The organism is Caballeronia sp. 11_S32, assembly GCF_056930355.1.
The window spans coordinates 1916992-1934025 of the sequence record NZ_JBXOWH010000003.1 but is presented as its reverse complement, the minus strand read 5'-3'; the positions used below and the strand labels follow the sequence as shown (position 1 = coordinate 1934025).

The following is a 17034-nucleotide window of genomic DNA, read 5'->3' as shown; positions in this document are numbered from 1 at the left end:
TCATCGATGATCTACCCTTGGCAAACCGACGACTGGCAGCGTCTACAGCAATTGCGCGCGCACTGGCCGCATGCGCTGCTGCTGCACGGAGAGGCCGGCATCGGCAAGTTGCAGTTTGCGCAGCATCTCGCGCAGGGGCTTCTGTGCGAGACGCCGGCCGCCAACGGCGAGCCATGCGGCACGTGCCCGGCCTGCCTCTGGTTTTCGCAGGGCAATCACCCCGATTACCGCGCCGTGCTGCCTGAAGCGCTCGCGGGTCTCGCTGCCGGAAGCGGCGACGCGGCGGATGCCGCCGCCGAAAAAGCCGATGGCGACGAAGGCAAGAAGACCCGCACGCCCAGCAAGGAAATCAAGATCGAGCAGGTGCGCGCGCTGCTGGATTTCTGCGGCGTCGGCTCGCATCGCGGCGGCATGCGCGTCGTGCTGCTTTATCCGGCGGAGGCGCTCAACGTCGCGGCGTCGAACGCGCTTTTGAAAACGCTCGAGGAGCCGCCCGCGGGTGTGGTGTTCCTGCTCGTGTCGGCGCGCATCGACCGCCTGCTGCCGACGATCATCAGCCGCTGCCGTCAATGGCCGATGGGTGTCCCGCAGCCGGATGAAGCGAGCGCGTGGCTCGCGTCGCAAGGCGTCGACGATCCGGCGGGGCTGCTCGCGCAGGCGGGCGGCGCGCCGCTTGCTGCGCTTGCGCTCTCGAACGACGAAAACCGCGCCTTGCGCGACTTCACGCTCGCACAGCTCGCCGCCGGCCCGAACTGCGATGCCTTCGCTTGCGGCGAGAATCTGCAGAAGCTGCCCGTGCCGCTCGTGCTCGGCTGGCTGCAGCGCTGGCTCTACGACCTGCTCGCCCAGCGCACGGCGGGCCGTCCGCGTTATTTCCCCGGCGCGGCGAAGGCGCTCGCGCGTTGCGCGCAAAGTGCCGATGCCGCCGCGCTCGCGCGCTACATCAAAACCGTCACGCGGCAGCGCGCGGTTGAAAATCACCCGCTCAACGCGCGCCTCGTGTTCGAGGAACTGTTCATCGGTTATCGCGGGATCTATACGGCCTGACGGCACACTACAGCACAGCCATGAAGCCCAGCTACCGCGACGCCACGCTCGACGACTTGCCCGCCATCGTCGGCATCTACAATTCGACGATCGCCTCGCGCCTCGTCACGGCCGACCTCGATCCGGTCACGGTCGAAAGCCGTCTCGCGTGGTTTCAGGCGCACAGCCCGCAATCGCGGCCGCTGTGGGTCGTCGAGGAAAACGGCGACGTGATCGCGTGGCTGAGCTTCTCGGATTTCTATGGCCGTCCCGCGTATGCGCGCACTGTCGAAGTGAGCATTTATCTTGACGAGCGCGCGCGAGGCAAGGGCCTCGGCAAGAAGCTGCTGCGCGCGGCGCTCGACCGCGCGCCGTCGCTGAACGTCGATACCGTGCTCGGCTTCGTCTTCGGCCATAACGCGGCAAGCATGAAGCTCTTCGCCGCGTTCGGCTTCGAAGCGTGGGGCACGCTGCCGCGCGTCGCCGTGCTGGACGGCGTCGAGCGCGATCTCGTCATTCTCGGCCTGCGCCTCGACGGGCAGCGGGTCGGAACGCAAGCCACGCATTAAGGAGCACCGGATGTTCGTCGATTCGCACTGTCACATCAACTTCGAAGGGCTCGCCGACCGCTTGCCCGACGTCCTCGACAAGATGCGCGCGCACGCGGTCACGCATGCGCTGTGCGTGTCCGTCGATCTGGAGACGCTGCCTTCCGTGCTCGAGATCGCGGAGCAGTACGAGAACGTGTATGCGTCGGTGGGCGTGCATCCGGATCACGAGGACATGAGAGAGCCGAGCGTCGCGGAACTCGTCGAACTGGCGAAGCATCCGAAGGTCTGCGCGATCGGCGAGACCGGGCTCGACTACTATCGTCTGGAAGGGCGCAGCATCGCCGACATGGAATGGCAGCGCGAGCGCTTTCGCACGCACATCCGCGCCGCGCACGCTACGGGCAAGCCGCTCATCGTCCATACGCGCTCGTCGTCGGAAGATACGCTGCGCATCATGGAGGAAGAGCGCGCGGGCGTGCCGGGCGGCGTCATGCACTGTTTCACCGAGCCGTGGGAGGTCGCCGAGAAGGCGCTCGCGCTGAACTTCCATGTCTCGCTGTCGGGCATCGTCACGTTCAAGAATGCGAAGGATGTGCAGGACGTCGCGCGGCGCGTGCCGATCGAGCGCCTGCTCATCGAGACCGACTCGCCGTATCTCGCGCCCGTGCCGTATCGCGGCAAGCCGAATGAACCTGCGTACGTGAGTTATGTCGGACGTTTCATCGCGCAGTTGCGCGAACAGCCGGAGGAAGCGGTCGCACAGGCAACCACCGACAATTTCTTCCGGCTATTCAAGATCGCGCGGCCAGCCTGAGGGCGGCCGGCCCGCGCGCGAAAAAACTGATTCAAGGCAATCCGAAGGTCTCTTATGAACAATTCCCCGATGGTTTCCACCCTGTCCGCGGCGAGCGCGCCAAACGTTTCCCGCACATCGCGCAAGGGCGCGGCCGTGCGCGGTCTGGTAGCCGGCGCGCTGCTGGCCGCCTGCGCCGTCGCGCAGCCGGTCTGGGCCGCATCCGTGGACTCGCTCATCAAGGCGGTCAAGTTCGACGACGTCTCGGCTGTCAAGAAACAGCTCGCGCAGGGCGCGGACCCGAACACGGTCGACGACACCGGCACGCCCATCATCGTGATCGCGGCGCGGGAGAAGTCGGACAAGGTCGGCCAGCTGCTCGCCGACAACCCGAAGACCGATCTGGAAAAGCTCGACGCCGCCGGCGAGAACGCGATGATGCTCGCCGCGCTCAACGGCGACGCCACCTTCGTGAATCTGCTGATCGCCAAGGATGCCGAAGTGAACAAGAAGGGCTGGACGCCGCTGCACTACGCGGCGACCAACGGCCATGACGATATCGTGAAGATTCTGGTCGACCATTCGGCCTATATCGACGCGGGCTCGCCCAACGGCACGACGCCGCTCATGATGGCCGCGCGCGGCAACCATCTTTCGACCTGCAAGCTGCTGCTCGACGAAGGCGCGGATCTGCGCGTCAAGAATCAGCTCGGCATGACGGCTGTGGACTTCGCCCGGAAGTACGAGGCGAGGGATGTCGCCGCGGGCCTGCAGGCGCGCCTGGATTCAATGCCGCAAGGCGGCGGCGCTCCGCAAAGCGGCTCAAACGGTGCAAAATAGCGCAGCGCGCGTTTTCAGGGTTCGGGGCGAGGGCGGTCAGGCGCGGCCGCGCGTCGCTCCGAACCCGTTGCCCCAATCAAACCGCCGCTCAACATAAAAGGAAGACCATGCTGCGGGAATTCGTCATCGCCTGTGCTCTCGCGACGCCCGTGTGCGCGTTCGCGTTCACCGGCAACGATCTGAACAAGCTCTGCACCAAAACGGATCCCAACTCGCGGACCGCCTGCGCGGCCTATATCGAAGGCGCGGCGGACGGCATTTACAACACGATCGAGGCGATCGGCGGAACCTCCGGGCCGCAGATCGGCCAGTACTTCTGCCTGCCGGCGGACGTGAAGCCGCAGCAACTCACGGACGCGGTGCGCAAATACATCGCCAACAATCCCGACAAGGCCGACTACAACGCGACCACGATGGTCTCGCTCGGTCTCGGCAAGGCGTTTCCCTGCAAGGCGGAACGCTGAGCGCCTTTTCGACGCCGGCGCGCCGTCGCGCGTCCTGCGTCACGCTTGCTGAACCGGCAGGCACGGTGGCCGCCCCCAGACGGCCACCCGGAAGCATCCGCAGCATCCCGCATCCGTGCGATGCGACCGCCGTATCCACCTCGACGCTCGTCACTTCACGAGGCTGATCCGCGACGCTCATGCTCTCACTCGATCATTTCCTGGACCTGGCCGAACGGCCGCTCGGCACCTGGCCCGGCGCATTCGTTGTCGCCGCGATCGCGGTGGCGGTCGCGCTCGGCGTGCATCGCATCGGCGCGCGCATCCTGACGCGCATCGCGCGGCCGTATCCGCTCATGAGCGTCGTCTTGCGCTACATCGACACGCCCGCGCTCATCCTGCTCGTCTTCCTCGGCATCGGCTTCATGATCTTCGAGGCGCCCGATACGCTGCCGTTCATCGGCGTGCTGCGCGATATGGAAACCGTCGCGCTGATCGGCGCGCTCACGTTCCTCGCGGCGCGCTCGGCGGGCGCGGTGGGCGAGGCGATCGTGCAGGCGCATCCGCTCGACACCGACGACAACCTCAACGCGCGCCGCATCCACACGCAGGCGCGGGTGCTCGCGCGCTCGGTGATGGTGGTGATCGTCATCATCGGGTTCGGCGCGGCGCTGATGGCGTTTCCGAGCGTGCGGCAGATCGGCGCGAGCCTGCTGGCTTCGGCGGGCGTCGCGGGGCTGGTCGCAGGTATCGCGGCGCGGCCGGTGCTCGGCAATCTGATCGCGGGTCTGCAGATCGCGCTGTCGCAGCCGATCCGCCTCGACGATGTCGTCGTGATTCAGGGCGAATGGGGGCGCGTCGAGGAAATCACGGGCACGTATGTGTCGATCCGCATCTGGGACCAGCGGCGGCTGATCGTGCCGTTGCAGTGGTTCATCGAGAATCCGTTCACGAACTGGACGCGCAACAGCTCGCAGATCATCGGCACGGTGTTTTTGTACGTGGATTACCGCATGCCCATCGCGCCGCTGCGCGAGGAGCTCGAGCGCATTCTCGCGCACGCGCCGGAGTGGGACGGCCGCGTGCAGGTGCTGCAAGTCACCGACGCCACCGATCGCGCGATGCAGCTTCGCGTGCTCGTCAGTTCTTTCGATTCGGCGCTCAACTGGGACTTGCGCTGCCGCGTGCGGGAAGGGCTCGTGAATTTCGTGCAGGCGGCGTTTCCGCAGTATCTGCCGCGCGCGCGGGCGGATTTGTCGACGGACAAGGACCATCATGTCGATTTCGCGCCGCCGCTCGAACGCGCGGGCACGGCCCGGCCCGCAAGCACGGCGAACACCGCCGCCGATCCGGTCGCGAGCCGCGGCGAGCCGACCGGGCCGGACCCTCGCGCGCATTCTGCGGCGTCCACCGCGCCGACGCCCGCCGAAAAGTCCTGACCGGAGCGAAAGAAACCCGCACGGAGTTTTCCAGTCGAAAATTTCAGGTTTATCCTGAAAATCGAACAGTCGAAGAGGAAAAGGAAAGCATATGAGCCGTCTCGTCGTCGTATCCAACCGGGTCGCCACGCCGACCGAAACCAAGGGCTCCGCGGGCGGGCTCGCCGTCGGCGTCTTCGGCGCGCTGAAGGACAGCGGCGGCGTCTGGTTCGGCTGGAGCGGGGACGTGGTGAGCGAGACCGTGGCCAACCAGGGGCCGAAGCTCGAACAGGACGGCGCGGTGACCTTCGCGACCGTCGGCCTGCCGAAAAAGGACTACGACCAGTACTACCGCGGCTTTTCCAACGCAATGCTGTGGCCGGTATTTCACTATCGGAACGATCTGGCCGTCTACGACCGCGACGAATACGCGGGCTACCGGCGCGTGAACGCGTGGCTCGCGCACAAGCTCATCAAGCTGCTCGAACCCGACGACATCATCTGGGTGCACGACTATCACCTGATTCCGTTCGCCGAGGCGCTGCGCTCGGCGGGCGTCAACAATCGCATCGGCTTCTTTCTGCACATTCCGTTTCCGTCGCCGCAAATTCTCTTGAACATTCCGCCGCACGAGGAGCTCGTCCGGTCGCTGTGCTGCTATGACGTCGTGGGCTTTCAGACCGAAGGCGATCGCACCGCGTTTCACGATTACATCATCCGGCACGCGCACGGCACCGTGACGCCCGACGGCCACGTCGAAGCGTTCGGCAGGAAGCTCAGGACGAACGTCTACCGCATCGGCGTGTTTCCGGACGAGATCGCGGAGCAGGCCGAGCGCGGCGAGGCGCGTCAGGACGTGATGGACCTGAAGCAGAGCCTCGAAGGCCGCAAGCTCATCATGAGCGTGGACCGGCTCGATTATTCGAAGGGTCTCGTCGAGCGTTTTCGGGCATTCGAGCATTTCCTGGAGAAATCGCCGGAGTGGCGCGGCAACGTCACGCTCGTGCAGATCGCGCCGCCGACGCGCTCCGACGTCGAGACCTATCAGCAGATCCGCCAGAATCTGGAGTACGAGGCGGGGCGCATCAACGGACGCTACTCCGGGCTCGACTACACGCCGATCCGCTATCTGAACCAGCGCTACGACCGGTGGAAGCTGATGTCGCTGTTTCGCGAATCGCAGATCGGGCTCGTCACGCCGCTGCGCGACGGCATGAACCTCGTCGCGAAGGAATACGTCGCCGCGCAGAATCCGGACGATCCCGGCGTGCTCGTGCTGTCCCAATTCGCGGGCGCGGCCGATGAAATGACCGGCGCGGTGATGGTGAATCCGCACGATATCGTCGGCACGAGCGAGGCGATCGGGCGCGCGCTCGCGATGCCGCTCGCCGAGCGCAAGCAGCGCTACGAGACCAACATGGCCGCGCTGCGCAAACACGATCTGGGCGTGTGGCGCGACGACTTCCTCGCGGATCTTCGCGGCGACGCCAAAGCGTAACGCCGCCGCAATCGAATGTTTCGGCCCTGTAACAGAGCGATGAAAGTGCAAGAGACGCCCGTCACGGGCGCATTTGCCCTCCATAATGCGCTCGTCGTGGGGTCGTTTCGCGACCCGCGACACGCATCGACCCGTGACGCGAGACGGAATTACGCCTAAGGGCAAACCTTGGTGGCGGTCTTACATTCCACTGTCATACTCGATGCGCGCCGCGGCCGGCCTGCGTAGTCGTGCCGCACGTCGATATCCGCATGGAGACGAGAACGATGAGAATTGCGCAGATTGCTCCGCTGACCGAATCGGTGCCGCCGAAGCTCTACGGTGGAACCGAGCGCGTGGTGTCGTACCTCACCGAGGCGCTCGTCGAGCTCGGCCACGAGGTGACGCTATTCGCAACCGGCGATTCGCAGACCAGCGCCAACCTGGAACCCGTGTGGCCGCGCGCGCTGCGGCTCGATCCGGCGATCCGCGACCGCATCGCGCCGCATATGCTGCTGATGGAACTGGTGCGGCGCCGTGCCGAGGAGTTCGATGTCCTGCACTTTCACATGGACTATTACTCGTTCTCGCTGTTCAAGCGCCAGGACACGCCGTTCATCACGACCATGCACGGCCGTCTCGATCTTCCCGAGCAGCAGCCGGTGTTCGATACCTTCAACACGGCGCCCGTCGTGTCCATCTCGGATTCGCAGCGGCATCCGCTGCCGCAGGCCAGGTGGATCACCACCGTCTATCACGGCCTGCCTGAGACGCTTTACGTGCCGCAGCCGGTGGAGCAGAAGTACCTCGCCTTCCTCGGGCGCATTTCGCCGGAAAAGCGTGTCGATACGGCCATCCGCATCGCGGGCCGCTGCGGCTTGCCGATCAAGATCGCCGCCAAGGTCGACGCCGCCGATCACGAATACTTCGAGCGCGAAATCGCGCCGCTCCTCGAATTGCCGTACGTCGAATATATCGGCGAGATCAACGACACTCAGAAGGCCGAATTCCTGTCGGGCGCGCATGCGCTCCTGTTCCCGATCGACTGGCCGGAGCCCTTCGGCCTCGCGATGATCGAAGCAATGGCGTGCGGCACGCCTGTCATCGCGTTCAATCGCGGCGCGGTGCCCGAAGTGGTGGACGAGGGCGTGTCGGGCTTCATCGTCGAGGATGAGATCGGCGCGGTGGCGGCGGTCAACCGCCTGCATACCTTGCCGCGCGAGCGCGTGCGCAAGCGTTTCGAGGAACGCTTCACGTCGCATCGCATGGCGCGGCAATATCTCGATGCGTATCAGGCCGTCGTGCGGGCGCAAAAGCGCGCGCGCTTCAAGCTGATCGATCGCGCGACGACGAGCTGAGCGCTCGAAAAACCAAGAAAAAACCGCCGTGCGGCGCGACCCGAAGATCGCGCCGCACGGCGGTCATGCTCTGCAGTCAGGCGCCGCCAGTGGCGCGCGCTCACTACTTCAGGCGCGAAACCTTCGTGCCTTCCAGCGAAACATCGGCCATGAGCCCAGCGTTGGTCAGCACGATCACCTCGACCGGCTTGGTCGCGGTGGTCGTATCGATCGTGCCGTTCGCGCCCATCTTGACGAGCGCCACCGATGCGTCCGCGCCAGCCGACCAGCCGTCCGAATTGCGGAATTTGTCGAGCGCGTCCTGCGTCATGAACAGGAAGATCAGCGCCTTCGATTGCGCGCCCGCCGTCAGGCCGAACGAGCCAGAGGTGGTGCTGTAATAGCCCACCGTGCTGCCGCCCACGCGCAGCGAGCCCTTGCCGTATTGCGCGCCGACGATGAAGCCCGCCTGGAGCACCGACGGGAACACCAGCACACCGCGCGCCTTTGCGACCAGTTCGCGCGAGCCGGAGACCGTGGCGTAGAGACGCTGAATGGTGCTGTCGACGTCGGCGTCAATCGAGCGGTGCTCATCAGCAGCGCCCGCGGCCTGTTCCGCGCCGGCATTCCTGTTCGTCGTGCAGCCGGCAAGCGCGAGGCCTCCCAGCGCCAGGACGGCAGTTGACTTGAGCATGAAGTTTCGTCTTTGCATCATTGTTCTCCATCGTGGAAGTAGGAAACCCCATAGAGCGGGAGGGTGAGGCACGCAAAGTTATAGCACAGCCACATGAAACGCGAACCTCGGCCCACGCGCCCAAAGCCTTGTCACTCGCGGGTTTTCGGGCTTCGCGGCACGCAAGTGCAACAATGGCTTCAGCTTACTCCGAATCCGGCCCCATCAATGCCGGTGTCGGCGGAAATTTACATATTACTTTCGACCGCGTACTCCGCCTCATATCAGGTTAGACGAAGCTTTGACCAAACCGAAATGGAAACGGAGTTTTCTCCCGAAACGTCATTCCGAAGAAAGCACAATTTTCGTGGCATCGCCTTAGCGTGTCCGACGAAAACCGCAACAGGAAGTAGCAACGACCGTACCCGGCCGTCGTTCACGGATGACTTGTCGTTTTTACTTCAGCAGGCGACGTCGCGCGCGGTGGACGCCGCAGCGCGCGCCTGATTCCGCCGATGAGCATGCCGAGCACGAGCAGGAACGCCGCAGGCACGATCCAGTAGCCGACGAACGCATGCCACAGATAATCCGCGAGCGTCGCCTTGCGATGCGCGTATTCATCGAGGGCGGCCTGATGCCTGGGCTCGTTGGCCAGCAGGACATCGGCGGGGCAGCCCGCGGCGCGCGCTTCGTCGGGCGCGCCGTGGCAGCGCGCGGCGGCGCCGGCCGCGCGTTGTGCGTCGGTCAGCTCCCACGTGGAGAGCGACTTCTGGAGATCGACGTTGTTGTACGCCATCTCCTCGCGCACTTCATTCACCGCGACGATCAGCACCGGCACGAACCAGAACGTGATCGTCACGAGCCACCGCCTGAACCAGCGGTTCTTGTGTCTCCATGCCATCCGATCCCTCCATGCGCGGCTTCTCGCCTCGCTCGAAAACGGCGGCGGCCGATGGCGTATTTCTTGTATTTCGTGAGGGGCCGCCTTCGCGCCATCTTATGAGAAAAAGACGACGGTGCGAATCACTTGCTTGGGTGCAGTGCAATAACGGCGGGTAGGCAGCGTAAATACGGCAGGGACGCCGCGCGCGAACGGCGCGGCGTGAAGCGATATTCGACGAACTCAGCCCTTGTTGCTGAGGCAGCTCTTCATGAATGCCTTGCGGTCGTCGCCCTTCTTGTCGCCTGCCTGGCTGTTGCAGGCAGTCATCTTGTCCTGTTGCGTCATCGGCGCGGAGGCGGCGGCGGCGGGCGCGGCGGACAGGCAGCTCTTCATGAATGCCTTGCGGTCGTCGCCTTTCTTGTCGCCTGCCTGGCTGTTGCAGGCGGTCATCTTCTGCTGTTGCGTCATCGGCGCGGAGGCCGCGGAGGCGGCGGCGGGCGCGGCGGACAGGCAGCTCTGCATGAACGCCTTGCGGTCGTCGCCTTTCTTGTCGCCCGCCTGCTTGTTGCAGTCGGTCATCTTGCTTTGCTGGCTGTTGGCAGCAAGAGCCGCGTTCGCGCCGAGCGTGAGGCTCAGCACGGCAATGAGGGCGGTGGCTCGAATGTTCATGTGACGCTCCCTGATTTGAATAAAAGTTGTTTTTCGACGGCGCGCGTCTTTGCGGCATGTCGCCCGCGCATTATGGCAAAGCCAATATGACCAGTGTGTGGGATAAGGTGAAATCGGGAGGCTGCGGGAATGATGCTTGCAGGCGCCTTACATGACCGGCATCAACGACGCGCTTTCGCCGACATCGACCGAGCCGCACGAAAGAGGCGCGCGACGTATGATCGTGCGATGCACGTCCAACCCAAAGGAGACGGTTCATGTCCACGCCGCTGTCCGATCATTACAAGGGCTTCGAAATCAAGGTGCAGGCTTTGCGGCGCGCGAAGGAACGCGACGAGCCGGACGACGGCCCGCGCCATTTCGATATCGTCGTGACGATCGCGAAGAGCGCGCATGGCGAGAGCGGCCGCTCGGTCATGTTCGGCGTACCCGATCAGGAACCCTTCGAAAGCCCGATCGATGCGACGCGCGCGGGCATCGACTACGCGCGCGACATCATCGACAACAAGGTGGAAGGGCAGTCGGTCGAGGATCTCTGAGTCGCACGCGCCGGATCGCGCGGCAGGGCGCCTCGCGCGTCCGGCGGTTTCGCGGATGCCCTACACGTTAGCCCGATTGACCTCCGCCGCCTCTGCAACGAGAATCGACGGCGAGCAAACGTTCAAACCGTGCCTGCAAAGGCGATCGGGGGCTCGCGGCTTGTTAAGCGGAGATGAAGGAAACACGGGCGCGGCAGGCGCCCGTCATCGCCTACCCACCGCTTCGCTCCGCCGTCCGGCGCGCAACGAGAACGCCTTGCTCGTGTTCGCTGCATCTCGCATGACCAGACAAACCAGAACAAAGCACTGGAGATCCGCATGAACCGAACCATCCGCCGACGCGTCCTGACGACGGCCGTCGCGCTCGCCGCTTGCGCCGTATTGCCGCTTGCATCGTCATCCGCATTTGGGCAAACGCCGGCCAAGCCGAAGGTCGCGCTCGTCATGAAATCGCTCGCCAACGAGTTCTTCCTGACAATGGAAACCGGCGCGAAGGAGTATCAAGCTCACAACTCGAGCCAGTTCGACCTGATCACCAACGGCATCAAGGACGAGACCGACACCGCGGCGCAGATCCGCATCGTCGAGCAGATGATCGTCTCGAAGGTCGACGCGCTCGTCATCGCGCCGGCCGATTCCAAGGCGCTCGTGCCGGTCATCAAGAAGGCGGCGGACGCGGGCATCATCGTCGTGAATATCGACAACCGGCTCGACCCGGACGTGCTCAAGTCGAAAGATCTGAACGTGCCGTTCGTCGGCCCGGACAACAAGAAGGGCGCGCGCAAGGTCGGCGACTATCTCGCCCCGCGTCTCAAGAAGGGCGATGAAGTCGCGATCATCGAAGGCGTGACGACCACGACGAACTCGCAGGCGCGCAGCGCGGGCTTCAAGGAGGCGATGGACGCGGCCGGCATGAAGGTCGTCGCGCTGCAGTCGGGCGAGTGGGAAATCGACAAGGGCAACGCGGTCGCCTCGCAGATCCTGAACGCGAATCCGAACGTGAAGGCGCTGCTCTGCGACAACGACAACATGGCGATCGGCGCGGTATCGGCGATCCGCGCGGCGGGCAAGGCGGGCAAGGTGCAGGTCGTCGGATTCGACAACATCGGCGCGATCAAGCAGATGCTCAGGGACGGCCGCGTCCTCGCGACCGCCGACCAGTACGCGGCGAAGCAGGCGGTGTTCGGCATCGACGTGGCGCTGAAGGCGATTGCCGGGCACAAGAAGCAGTCGGAGCTGTCGCAGGTCGTGGAAACGCCCGTCGATCTCGTGACGAAGTAAGTCTGGCGCGAGGCGGCGTATCGTGTCGTGCTGCGACGTATTGCAGCGCCGCCCGCGCCAAAGCCGGAAAAGAAGGCCTCAAGTTCACGGCCGACGTGCCGATAAGACACTGACGAGTGCGGAAGGCAGACGGCGCGGTTTCGAGCCGCGGCCGCCGAAGACTTCCGTGCACAGACTTCGGGAGACGCTCCGAGCCGCGCCGGAAAAGGCGCGGGCCGTTATCCGAAGCCATGCGCAACCCCCATCGAGGATGCACAGCGAAGCCTTGAAGCGCCCCATGACCGGATCGAACGATGCGAACGTGCTGACGGTAACGGGCATCGGCAAGACGTATGTCGAGCCGGTGCTGGCCGACGTTTCGCTCGAGCTCGTCCCGGGCCAGGTGCTCGCGCTGACGGGCGAGAACGGCGCGGGCAAGAGCACACTGTCGAAGATCATCGGCGGGCTCACGGACCCGACCACCGGCACGATGACGCTCGCGGGCCAGCCCTACGCGCCGAAAAGCCGTTCGCATGCCGAGGCGCTCGGCGTGCGGATGGTCATGCAGGAGTTGAACCTGCTGCCGACTTTATCGGTGGCGGAGAATCTGTTTCTGAACCGCTTGCCGAGGAAGGGCGGTTTCGGATGGATCGACCGGAAACGGCTCGCAGAGGACGCGCGTCACGCGATGGCGCAAGTGGGGCTCGACGCGATCGATCCGGACACGCTCGTCGGCGGTCTCGGCATCGGGCATCAGCAGATGGTGGAAATCGCGCGCAATCTGATCGGCGATTGCCGCGTGCTGATCCTCGACGAGCCGACCGCGATGCTCACCGCCCGCGAAGTCGATCTGCTGTTCGAGCAGGTCGAGCGGCTGAAGGCGCGCGGCGTGGCGCTCGTGTATATCTCGCACCGGCTTGAGGAACTGCGGCGCATCGCGGAGCGCGCAGCCGTTCTGCGCGACGGACGGCTCGTGCACATCGGCCCGATGGACGCGCTGACGAGCGAGCGGCTCGTCACGCTGATGGTCGGACGAGAGATCGGCGAGCGCATCGACCTGGGCGAGCGAAGGATCGGCGGCGTCGCGCTGAAGGTCGAGGGCATGACGCGCGCGCCCGTGGTCCGCGACGTGTCGTTCGAGGTGCGGGCGGGCGAGATCTTCGGCGTGAGCGGGCTGATCGGCGCGGGCCGGACTGAACTGATGCGCCTGATTTACGGCGCGGATCGCGCGGACGCGGGCAGCGTGTCGGTCGCGCGCGGCGGACAGCCGTTGCGCAAAGTGCATGTGCAATCGCCGTCGGATGCGGTCGAGGCAGGCATCGCGCTCATCACGGAGGATCGCAAGGGCGAGGGCCTGCTGCTCAGCCTGCCCATCGCCGCGAACGTTTCACTGGGCAATGTGAGCGCGGTGGCGCGGCACGGGGTCGTCGATACGCGCAAGGAAGCGGCGCTCGCGCAGCGGCAGATCGACGCCATGCGCATCCGCACATCCGGCCCGGCGCAGGCGGTGTCGGAGCTGTCGGGCGGCAACCAGCAGAAGGTCGTGATCGGCCGCTGGCTCGCGCGCGACTGCTCGGTGCTCCTGTTCGACGAGCCGACGCGCGGCATCGATGTCGGCGCGAAGTTCGACATCTACGGGCTGATGGGCGCATTGGCCCGCGAAGGACGCGCGCTCGTCGTCGTGTCGAGCGATTTGCGCGAGCTGATGCTGATTTGCGACCGCATCGGCGTGATGTCGGCGGGACGCATGACGGGCGTGTTCGAGCGCGCGGGCTGGACGCAGGACGCGCTGCTCGCGGCGGCGTTCTCCGGTTACGCGAAGCGCGAGGCGATCCTGCACGAGCCGATCGCGCCGGACGCGAAGGCGCCCGAAGACAATGTGGAGCATTGAATGAGCGAAGCGAACCTGCCCGCCGATGCGCCGAAGAGCACGAAAGGCGTCGGCACGCGCCTGGGTTTTTCGAATTACCTCGGTCTCGCGGGCGCGCTCGCCGCGATGATCGCGCTGTTTTCGGTGCTGAGCTCGCACTTTCTGACGTACGACACGTTCAGCACGATCGCGAACCAGATTCCGGATCTCGTCGTGATGTCGGTTGGCATGACTTTCGTGCTGATCATCGCGAGCATCGATCTGTCGGTGGGCTCGGTGCTGGCGCTGGGGGCATCGGTGGTGAGCGTGGCCGCGCTCAAGTGGCATTGGCCCGCGTTTCCTGCCGCGCTGATCGGGCTCGCGGCCGCCGCGCTGACCGGCACGGTGACGGGCCTCGTGACGGTGGCCTGGCGGATTCCGTCGTTCATCGTGTCGCTCGGCGTGCTGGAGGGCGCACGCGGGCTCGCGTACCAGATGACGAACTCGCGCACGGCGTACATTGGCGATGCGTTCGATTTTCTGTCGAACCCTATCGCGTTCGGCATCTCGCCCGCGTTTCTGATTGCGGTCGCGGTGATGATAATTGCCCATCTGGTCTTGACCCGGACGATTTTTGGCCGATATCTCGTAGGGATCGGCACGAACGAGGAAGCGGTGCGGCTCGCGGGCGTGAATCCACGGCCGTACAAGGTCATCGTTTTCGCGTTGATGGGCGCGCTGTCGGGGCTCGCGGCGCTGTTCCAGATCTCGCGTCTCGAAGCCGCCGATCCGAACGCGGGCGCGGGGCTGGAGCTGCAGGTGATCGCGGCGGTGGTGATCGGCGGGACGAGTCTGATGGGCGGGCGCGGCTCGGTCATCAGCACGTTTTTCGGCGTATTGATCATCTCCGTGCTGGCGGCGGGACTGGCGCAGATCGGCGCGAACGAGCCGACCAAGCGCATCATTACCGGCGCGGTGATCGTGGTGGCGGTGGTGCTGGATACGTACCGGAGCAGAAGGAAGCGGGGCTGATCGCAACCGGCTGAAGCAACCGAAGCAGCAAGCAGGGCGCGGGGAAACAAGCGGCGAACGAAAGCAGGTCGCGCCGCACGCCTTACGACCAATAAGAGAGCAGTTGGACCAAAGATAGCGAAGGACGATGTATGGCGACGATCAAAGACGTGGCAGCCATTGCCGGGGTGTCGTTTACGACGGTATCCCACGTAGTGAACAATTCGAGGCCGGTGTCGGCCGACGTGCGGGCGAAAGTCGAGCGGGCGATCCGCGAGCTCGACTACGTGCCGTCGGCGGTCGCGCGCTCGCTGAAGGCGCGTTCGACGGCGACGATCGGCCTGCTCGTGCCGAACGCGACGAACCCGTATTTCGCCGAGCTCGCGCGCGGCGTCGAGGACGGCTGCGCGAAGAACGGCTATTGCGTGTTCTTCTGCAACTCCGACGACGATCCCGCGAAGCAGCGCAGCTATCTGCGCGTGCTGCAGGAAAAGCGCATCGACGGGCTCGTGATCGCATCGGCGGGTGAGGACTCGGTGCTCGCGCAATGTCTCGCCGGGGCGCGCGAGCCGCTCGTGATCGTCGATCGGAATATCGAGGGGCTGCAGTCGGACCTCGTGCAGATCGACCACGAAAAGGGCGCGTATCTCGCGACGCGCCACCTGCTGCAGCTCGGGCACTCGCAGATCGGCTGCATCACCGGGCCCGTCGCTACGGCCGTCTCCGCGATGCGCCTGCACGGCTTCATCCGCGCGATGGCCGAGCGCGGCATCGAGATCGAGCCGAACGCAATCGTGCAGAGCGACTTCTCGGCTACGGGCGGCTACGCGGCGGCCTCGCAATTGCTCGACACCACGAAGCCGACCGCGATTTTCGCGTGCAACGACATGATGGGCATCGGTGCGCTGCGGGCGGCGGCCGAGCGCGGCATCAAGGTGCCGACGGATTGCTCTATCATCGGCTTCGACGATGTCGAGCTGTCGCGCTATACCTATCCGGCCTTGTCGACGGTCGGTCAATCGGTGCGCGCGCTCGGCGAAATGGCTGCGCAAACGCTGATCGACCGCATCACCGGCAAGCTGACCGGGACGACGCGCCGGCGCGTGGTGCCGCCGCGGCTCGTACGCCGCGAATCGACTGCGGTGGCGCCCGAGCCGCGCAGTGCGAAGGCCTGACGAAGGCCGATATTCAGGATGTGAGAAAAGATGGGTGACACCGCAGCGATCGGCCGCGTGACCGTGGTCGGCAGCCTCAACATGGATCTCGTCGCGCGCGCGCCGCGTCTTCCGAAGCCGGGCGAGACGCTCGCCGGACACGCGTTCGCGCAGGTGCCGGGCGGCAAGGGCGGCAATCAGGCCGTCGCCGCGGCGCGGCTGGGCGCGCAGGTCGCGATGATCGGCTGCGTCGGCAACGATTCGAACGGCGCGACGCTCAAGCGCAGCCTCGAGACCGAGGGCATCGACTGCACGGCGCTCGCGACGAGCGCTAACGCGCCGACCGGCGTCGCGCTCATCGTCGTCGACGATGCCAGCCAGAACGCGATCGTCATCGTCGCGGGCAGCAACGCCGAAGTGACGCCGCCGCGCATCGAGGAACACGAAGCGCTGCTCGCGCGCGCCGATGTCATCGTGTGCCAGCTCGAAACGCCGCCGGAAACGGTGCGTGCCGCGCTCGCGGCCGGCCGCCGTCTGCAACGCACGACGGTCCTCAATCCCGCGCCCGCCGCGCGCAAGCTGCCGCCGGACTGGTTTCCCTTAATCGACTATCTGATTCCGAACGAACTGGAAGCGGCGACGCTCTCCGGCGTCGCCATCTCCACGCCCGACGACGCCCGCCGCGCCGCGCAGGCGCTCAAGGCGAAGGGCGCGCGCAACGTGATCGTGACACTCGGCGCCCAAGGCGTGCTGGCGATGCTCGACGGCGCGGGCGATGAAGGCGTGCATCTCGCGCCGCCGAACGTCGAGGCCGTCGACACGACCGCCGCCGGCGACACCTTCATCGGCGGCTTCGCGGCGGAGCTTGCGCGCGGGGCCGCCGCGATGGACGCGATTGCCTTCGGCCAGCGCGCGGCGGCCATTGCGGTGACGCGGGAAGGCGCGCAGCCTTCCATTCCGCACCGCAGCGAACTGCCAGAATAAGTTTGCAATGTTCGCTGAAAAACGGCGCGCCTGACGCGCCGTTTTCTCTTCATACGAAACAATTCCCTCAAGTGCTGTCTCTTTGGCGCCGTTTACGTCGATAGCGGACGCGCGATGCCTCGCGCGC

16 protein-coding genes and 2 pseudogenes are annotated in these 17034 nt (G+C 65.4%); 14 read left to right on the top strand and 4 right to left on the bottom strand.

The features are described from left to right. Positions 1 to 6 precede the first annotated feature (6 nt). From AC1Z32_RS20655 to AC1Z32_RS20620, 8 genes are all read left to right on the top strand, one after another. Positions 7 to 1047, top strand: coding sequence for a DNA polymerase III subunit delta' (locus AC1Z32_RS20655; protein WP_483480344.1), 1041 nt, complete (start codon positions 7 to 9; stop codon positions 1045 to 1047). 20 nt (positions 1048 to 1067) lie between these two features. After that, the gene (locus AC1Z32_RS20650; protein WP_483480343.1) at positions 1068 to 1595 is read left to right on the top strand and encodes an N-acetyltransferase family protein; all 528 of its coding nucleotides are present in this window, start codon (positions 1068 to 1070) and stop codon (positions 1593 to 1595) included. Positions 1596 to 1605: 10 nt separating this feature from the next. Next, positions 1606 to 2391, top strand: coding sequence for a TatD family hydrolase (locus AC1Z32_RS20645; protein WP_483480342.1), 786 nt, complete (start codon positions 1606 to 1608; stop codon positions 2389 to 2391). A 54-nt stretch (positions 2392 to 2445) separates the two neighbouring features. Continuing rightward, complete coding sequence (locus AC1Z32_RS20640) at positions 2446 to 3210, top strand: ankyrin repeat domain-containing protein (RefSeq protein WP_483480341.1); 765 nt, start codon at positions 2446 to 2448, stop codon at positions 3208 to 3210. A gap of 107 nt (positions 3211 to 3317) precedes the next feature. Beyond that, positions 3318 to 3674: a Rap1a/Tai family immunity protein gene (locus AC1Z32_RS20635; protein WP_062604311.1), complete on the top strand. Its 357-nt coding sequence runs from the start codon at positions 3318 to 3320 to the stop codon at positions 3672 to 3674. Between the two features lie 179 nt (positions 3675 to 3853). Beyond that, on the top strand, positions 3854 to 5092 hold the full coding sequence (locus tag AC1Z32_RS20630) for a mechanosensitive ion channel family protein (RefSeq protein ID WP_483480340.1): 1239 nt from the start codon (positions 3854 to 3856) through the stop codon (positions 5090 to 5092). A 91-nt stretch (positions 5093 to 5183) separates the two neighbouring features. After that, positions 5184 to 6569 (top strand): alpha,alpha-trehalose-phosphate synthase (UDP-forming), encoded by a 1386-nt coding sequence (otsA, locus tag AC1Z32_RS20625; protein ID WP_483480339.1) that lies wholly within the window; start codon positions 5184 to 5186, stop codon positions 6567 to 6569. 266 nt (positions 6570 to 6835) lie between these two features. Beyond that, positions 6836 to 7906, top strand: coding sequence for a glycosyltransferase family 4 protein (locus tag AC1Z32_RS20620; protein ID WP_483480338.1), 1071 nt, complete (start codon positions 6836 to 6838; stop codon positions 7904 to 7906). A 103-nt stretch (positions 7907 to 8009) separates the two neighbouring features. Here AC1Z32_RS20620 and AC1Z32_RS20615 read toward each other — a convergent pair whose 3' ends face one another. The 4 genes and pseudogenes from AC1Z32_RS20615 to AC1Z32_RS20600 all read right to left on the bottom strand — a co-directional run. Continuing rightward, the gene (locus tag AC1Z32_RS20615; RefSeq protein WP_483480337.1) at positions 8010 to 8597 is read right to left on the bottom strand and encodes a BPSL1445 family SYLF domain-containing lipoprotein; all 588 of its coding nucleotides are present in this window, start codon (positions 8595 to 8597) and stop codon (positions 8010 to 8012) included. A 397-nt stretch (positions 8598 to 8994) separates the two neighbouring features. Further along, the gene (locus tag AC1Z32_RS20610; RefSeq protein ID WP_483480336.1) at positions 8995 to 9459 is read right to left on the bottom strand and encodes a hypothetical protein; all 465 of its coding nucleotides are present in this window, start codon (positions 9457 to 9459) and stop codon (positions 8995 to 8997) included. Between the two features lie 222 nt (positions 9460 to 9681). Beyond that, a pseudogene (locus tag AC1Z32_RS20605) lies at positions 9682 to 9774 on the bottom strand (PsiF family protein); the annotation flags it as partial. A 30-nt stretch (positions 9775 to 9804) separates the two neighbouring features. Then, positions 9805 to 10110: pseudogene (locus AC1Z32_RS20600) on the bottom strand (PsiF family protein); the annotation flags it as partial. Between the two features lie 257 nt (positions 10111 to 10367). Between AC1Z32_RS20600 and AC1Z32_RS20595 the strand changes: the two are divergent. The 6 genes from AC1Z32_RS20595 to rbsK all read left to right on the top strand — a co-directional run bounded on the left by AC1Z32_RS20595 (position 10368) and on the right by rbsK (position 16907). Continuing rightward, positions 10368 to 10649 (top strand): hypothetical protein, encoded by a 282-nt coding sequence (locus AC1Z32_RS20595; RefSeq protein WP_483480335.1) that lies wholly within the window; start codon positions 10368 to 10370, stop codon positions 10647 to 10649. Between the two features lie 318 nt (positions 10650 to 10967). Beyond that, entirely contained in the window at positions 10968 to 11930 is a 963-nt protein-coding gene (locus AC1Z32_RS20590; RefSeq protein ID WP_483480334.1) for a substrate-binding domain-containing protein, read from the top strand. Between the two features lie 277 nt (positions 11931 to 12207). Beyond that, complete coding sequence (locus AC1Z32_RS20585; protein WP_483480333.1) at positions 12208 to 13800, top strand: sugar ABC transporter ATP-binding protein; 1593 nt, start codon at positions 12208 to 12210, stop codon at positions 13798 to 13800. Next, complete coding sequence (locus tag AC1Z32_RS20580) at positions 13801 to 14790, top strand: ABC transporter permease (protein ID WP_483480332.1); 990 nt, start codon at positions 13801 to 13803, stop codon at positions 14788 to 14790. A 131-nt stretch (positions 14791 to 14921) separates the two neighbouring features. Beyond that, positions 14922 to 15944: a LacI family DNA-binding transcriptional regulator gene (locus AC1Z32_RS20575; RefSeq protein ID WP_483480331.1), complete on the top strand. Its 1023-nt coding sequence runs from the start codon at positions 14922 to 14924 to the stop codon at positions 15942 to 15944. Between the two features lie 30 nt (positions 15945 to 15974). Continuing rightward, positions 15975 to 16907, top strand: coding sequence for a ribokinase (gene rbsK / locus AC1Z32_RS20570; RefSeq protein ID WP_483480330.1), 933 nt, complete (start codon positions 15975 to 15977; stop codon positions 16905 to 16907). Positions 16908 to 17034: the final 127 nt, after the last annotated feature.

Bases quoted from the DNA above. Each gene is read 5' to 3' on its own strand.
- AC1Z32_RS20595 (WP_483480335.1), top strand. From the start codon at position 10,368: ATGTCCACGCCGCTGTCCGATCATTACAAGGGCTTCGAAATCAAGGTG.
- AC1Z32_RS20655 (WP_483480344.1), top strand. From the start codon at position 7: ATGATCTACCCTTGGCAAACCGACGACTGGCAGCGTCTACAGCAATTG.
- AC1Z32_RS20620 (WP_483480338.1), top strand. From the start codon at position 6,836: ATGAGAATTGCGCAGATTGCTCCGCTGACCGAATCGGTGCCGCCGAAG.
- AC1Z32_RS20615 (WP_483480337.1), bottom strand. From the start codon at position 8,597: ATGCAAAGACGAAACTTCATGCTCAAGTCAACTGCCGTCCTGGCGCTG.
- AC1Z32_RS20630 (WP_483480340.1), top strand. From the start codon at position 3,854: ATGCTCTCACTCGATCATTTCCTGGACCTGGCCGAACGGCCGCTCGGC.
- AC1Z32_RS20590 (WP_483480334.1), top strand. From the start codon at position 10,968: ATGAACCGAACCATCCGCCGACGCGTCCTGACGACGGCCGTCGCGCTC.
- AC1Z32_RS20650 (WP_483480343.1), top strand. From the start codon at position 1,068: ATGAAGCCCAGCTACCGCGACGCCACGCTCGACGACTTGCCCGCCATC.
- AC1Z32_RS20610 (WP_483480336.1), bottom strand. From the start codon at position 9,459: ATGGCATGGAGACACAAGAACCGCTGGTTCAGGCGGTGGCTCGTGACG.
- rbsK (WP_483480330.1), top strand. From the start codon at position 15,975: ATGGGTGACACCGCAGCGATCGGCCGCGTGACCGTGGTCGGCAGCCTC.
- AC1Z32_RS20580 (WP_483480332.1), top strand. From the start codon at position 13,801: ATGAGCGAAGCGAACCTGCCCGCCGATGCGCCGAAGAGCACGAAAGGC.
- AC1Z32_RS20645 (WP_483480342.1), top strand. From the start codon at position 1,606: ATGTTCGTCGATTCGCACTGTCACATCAACTTCGAAGGGCTCGCCGAC.
- otsA (WP_483480339.1), top strand. From the start codon at position 5,184: ATGAGCCGTCTCGTCGTCGTATCCAACCGGGTCGCCACGCCGACCGAA.
- AC1Z32_RS20635 (WP_062604311.1), top strand. From the start codon at position 3,318: ATGCTGCGGGAATTCGTCATCGCCTGTGCTCTCGCGACGCCCGTGTGC.
- AC1Z32_RS20575 (WP_483480331.1), top strand. From the start codon at position 14,922: ATGGCGACGATCAAAGACGTGGCAGCCATTGCCGGGGTGTCGTTTACG.
- AC1Z32_RS20640 (WP_483480341.1), top strand. From the start codon at position 2,446: ATGAACAATTCCCCGATGGTTTCCACCCTGTCCGCGGCGAGCGCGCCA.
- AC1Z32_RS20585 (WP_483480333.1), top strand. From the start codon at position 12,208: ATGACCGGATCGAACGATGCGAACGTGCTGACGGTAACGGGCATCGGC.